The 323-nt window shown below is 36.5% G+C and carries 1 protein-coding gene; it reads left to right on the forward strand.

Translation table 11 applies throughout. From position 1 onward, the window contains the following. Positions 1–50: 50 nt before the first annotated feature. Positions 51–323, forward strand: a 273-nt coding sequence (locus HMPREF2573_RS09175) for a hypothetical protein (RefSeq protein ID WP_210383686.1), incomplete at its 3' end; no start/stop codon positions are given.

Genomic DNA, 323 nt, shown 5'->3' on the forward strand with positions numbered 1-323 from the left:
TAAATGGTGTTGTAAATTTAGGAAAGCCTAGAGCTAGTGGTAGGGTTCAGATGAGTGGTGGTTCATCTAGAAATAACAGCAATACCCAAAATAATTCATCTTCAGGAGGGTTGATAACAAGCTCTCATGCATCAATAAGAAAGTTACAAGGTCGAAATGTTGGTGTTGCTCAAAACGACTTACAAAGAGCTAGACAATCTGATATTTTTATACAATCTGATGGCAGGTATGTTGTTAGAGGGAAAAATGGTCGTGAGCATATAATTGAACCCCATGGAGAAGTTGTTACAACCATAAATAATCGATCAAATAGTTCGCATTTA

It is taken from the genome of Moraxella sp. HMSC061H09 (assembly GCF_001809255.1).
In the GTDB taxonomy this organism is placed as follows: Bacteria; Pseudomonadota; Gammaproteobacteria; order Pseudomonadales; family Moraxellaceae; genus Moraxella; species Moraxella catarrhalis.